General features: G+C 39.2%; 2 protein-coding genes. One reads left to right on the forward strand and one right to left on the reverse strand.

What is annotated here, in order from left to right; all coding sequences use genetic code 11:
* Positions 1-132 precede the first annotated feature (132 nt).
* Entirely contained in the window at positions 133-1824 is a 1692-nt protein-coding gene (locus tag GQR46_RS17455; RefSeq protein WP_165741746.1) for an alkaline phosphatase D family protein, read from the forward strand.
* A 60-nt stretch (positions 1825-1884) separates the two neighbouring features.
* On the opposite strand, the gene GQR46_RS17460 is transcribed toward GQR46_RS17455, so the two are convergent.
* A complete protein-coding gene (locus GQR46_RS17460; protein ID WP_165741747.1) occupies positions 1885-3369 on the reverse strand; it encodes a cellulase family glycosylhydrolase in 1485 nt (494 codons plus the stop codon).
* Positions 3370-3673 lie beyond the last annotated feature (304 nt).

A 3673-nucleotide genomic window follows, 5' to 3' on the forward strand; every position in this document is an offset into this window, starting at 1 on the left:
ACTACTTTTTAGTTAATAAATAAAGGATTTAAAGGTATTAATACCGTCACACTAAATACATTTAGCGTTTATAAAAACGTCATATCTATCCGCTAAAGTGCACACCACTATAAATAATTCAAAAAGTGCAGTATGACCCTTTCATCACGTCGAAATTTTTTAAAAACCTCAGCAGCAAGCATATTTACCGTCGCAGTATCGAGTGCCATTACAGGTTGTGCTCAAACATTAATAAACAAACCTCTATCGGCTATTGAATTTAAACACGGTGTAGCGAGTGGCGACCCGCTCAATAATGCTTTAATAATTTGGACACGTGCAACCACTGCTCAATCAAATTTTGAAGTTACTGTTGCTTGGGAGCTGGCAAGTGATTCTCAATTTAAAAACATCATTCGCAGTGGGCGCGAACAAACAGATAAAAGCCGAGACTTTACAATAAAAATAGATGTGCAAGACCTTACTCCAAATACAGAATACTTTTATCGCTTTATTGGGTTAAATACACAAAGCCCTATTGGCCGTGCTAAAACACTACCAATAAATAATATTGAACAAATAAAAATGGCTGTTGTGTCGTGCTCAAACTACCCTGCTGGGTACTTTAATGCCTACACAGATGCCGCTAAGCAAAAAGATTTAGATGTAGTACTGCATTTGGGAGATTACATTTACGAATACCCAATGGGCGGGTACGCCACACAAAATGCAGAAAACATTGGCCGCCAATTAGCAGCTGATAACAGCGGTGAAATTATTACCCTTAGCGACTATCGTAAACGCTATGCTATTTACAGAACAGACCAAGGCCTTCAAGCACTTCACGCTGCAGCGCCATTTATCGCAATATGGGATGATCACGAAGTTACTAACGATACCTATAAAAGTGGAGCTGAAAATCATACCCCTGATGAAGGTGACTTTTTTAAACGCCGTGCATCAGCTATTCAAGCCTATTACGAATGGCTGCCAATTAGGCCACCTATGGGCGAACAAAGCCCGCAAATATATCGCACCTTCGATTTTGGTAATTTAATAAGCTTACATATGCTAGATACGCGCGTAATAGCACGCGATAAACAACTCGCTTACAGCGACTACAAAAACCCCGAGACCAAGCAAATGGATGTTGCGCGCTTTGTCAGTGATTTAAATAATCAAAATAGGCATTTACTAGGTAACACACAACTAAACTGGCTCACCAGTGCAATAACTAAATCAAATGCAAAATGGCAAGTATTGGGCCAGCAAGTATTGATGACTAAAATGTGGCTACCTACTGAAATATTCTCGCAACCCGATCGCACTAAAATACCTCAGGTGTTAAAAGAGCTTGTTACCATTAAAAAAGCAGTGTTAGCTAATAAAGCGGTAACACCCGAGCAACTCGCACGCGTAAATACTTTAATGCCTTACAACTTAGATGCATGGGACGGCTATCCAAGCGAGCGCGAAGCATTATATAAAAGCGTTACTACGTTAAATAAAAAGTTAGTAGTGGTTGCAGGTGATACGCACAATGCGTGGCATGGCATATTAAAAAATGCAAAAGGCGAAAGCGTAGGAGTAGAGTTTGCAACACCTGGCGTTACATCCCCGGGTATGGAGCATTATTTAGCGCTTAATACTGCACAAGCAAAGCAAATGGCTGACTCGCTTTCATTGTTAATAAACGACTTAAATTATTGTGACCTATCGCACCGCGGATATATGATACTGACAATTACAAACGAGCAAATCACAACCGATTGGCGTTATATAGATAATATAGATTCCCCAAGCTACAACATTGCAGCTCAACAACAGAGTATTTATAAAGGCTAATACTTTTAAAAAGAAGGTAAATGTATTATTTACCTTCTTCGTTTATTTTATTAAACGCGCTTAATTACAACTATAAAGAAGCGTCCATGTAGCATCACTTCCTGGAATGCTGTTTGTGTACCAATTTGCGCTGTATGCGTTGCCTTGATATTGCATTTTATCGTCGGTGTTATTGTGAGTAAACGGACCACCTGCGTAATCCTTGTTCACCCAATTAGGATACGTATTAATACCGTTGCAATCTGTTGAACTTACAACGCTACATCCATTTGTATCCACACTTGTACCAGCGGGTGTATTAGGGCACTGATCGATATCATCATTCACTCCATCGTTATCAGCATCGCTTGCTGGTTCAACAACTTCAATAGCACAGCCTACATTATCAACACTTGTACCGGCTGGTGTATTAGGACATTGATCAATACTATCACTAATGCCATCAGCGTCGCTGTCGGTTACCGCGCAGCCAATACTATCAACCGCTGTACCTGCGGGAGTATTATCACACTGATCAAGGCTGTCACTTACGCCATCTCCGTCGCTATCTAAATTAACATTGCCATTACTGCCACCCCATCCTTGAATGATCTCTTTAACTTTAGTGCCTGACGCTGTTAATGAATCCCAACTACCGCCTGGAGTAAATAACGATGCACCTTCGTTTTTATCGTTTAAAGCCCAGTTAGCGTGGCTAATATTGTTTGTTTTAAAAAATGCCATCCATGCATCGGTTTCATTACCATTAACACCACCATTGCCATCAGCATTAACCGTTCCCCACTCTGTGGCAAACAAAGCAATACCGTTATCGAGTGCTGTTTGTGCTTTATTTCGATACGATTGACCATGCGTGCCAGCATAAAAATGCAGAGTGTAAGCAATATTGGCGCGATCAATTGGATTTTGCGATGCTACATCAACATCTTGTGACCATGTAGGCGTACCAACCACAATTAAGTTATCAGGATCGATTGCTCTAATTTTATCAATAACTGTTTCGGCGTAAGGCTTAATATCGTTAACCCATGAAATTTGTAATGGCTCATTATAAATTTCATAAATAACATTATCGTTGTCACCATATTTAGTGGCTACTTCTTCAAAAAATCGAATGGCTGTTGCTTGATCGGTATGTGCTTCATGGCTATGAAAATCAATAATAACGTACATATCTTCGCTAATAGCTGCATTTACAACAGTATCAAGACGGCTCATATTGCCCTCCCAATCAAAGTTCAAACTGCCACCCGTACTTGTGCCATGGCCAATAGCTGCACGAATTAATGTTGCATTAAATTCAGTTTTTGCCTTTACCACTGTTTCTGCTGTGTAAAATTTTTCAGCGCCCCACCCCGTGTTACTCCAAAATAAGCTAGGCCCTGCAAAGCTTGTGTTTTCTCCACCCGCAAGAACTTGATTCCCACTTACCGTTAACTTATCAACAGCAGCATTGGCCATTGTTGAGCATCCTAATAATAAAGCTAACGATAAGCTCGCCACTTTAAAATCCTTTCTTTTGTGATTATTTGAACTGTTATTCATCGTATTTCCTTAAATTGAAATTATCAGTCGTCATTGATTGACGTAATAAATTAATAGCAAACCAATACTTAACAATTAAACAAAGTTAATTTGGCGAGCAGAAAGTATCATTTATTTATTAACATTAAATGAACAAAAAGGTACAAGCAGAAGGATTTTAATTAACTAAATATCAACAAGCAGGCAATTTAACGAGGTTTGAGGATTTTACTGGGTATATACAGGCATTTACACGATGTTTACATGATGCGGGCAAAAATTCTCGGTTACAAAAAATATGTATAAAAATGAAAAGGCGGTAATA

It is taken from the genome of Pseudoalteromonas sp. Z1A6, from assembly GCF_011378745.1.
GTDB lineage: Bacteria > Pseudomonadota > Gammaproteobacteria > Enterobacterales > Alteromonadaceae > Pseudoalteromonas > Pseudoalteromonas arctica.

What these genes read in the sequence shown, in the direction of transcription:
- GQR46_RS17460 (WP_165741747.1), bottom strand. Translation starts at nt 3,369, where the DNA reads ATGAATAACAGTTCAAATAATCACAAAAGAAAGGATTTTAAAGTGGCG.
- GQR46_RS17455 (WP_165741746.1), top strand. Translation starts at nt 133, where the DNA reads ATGACCCTTTCATCACGTCGAAATTTTTTAAAAACCTCAGCAGCAAGC.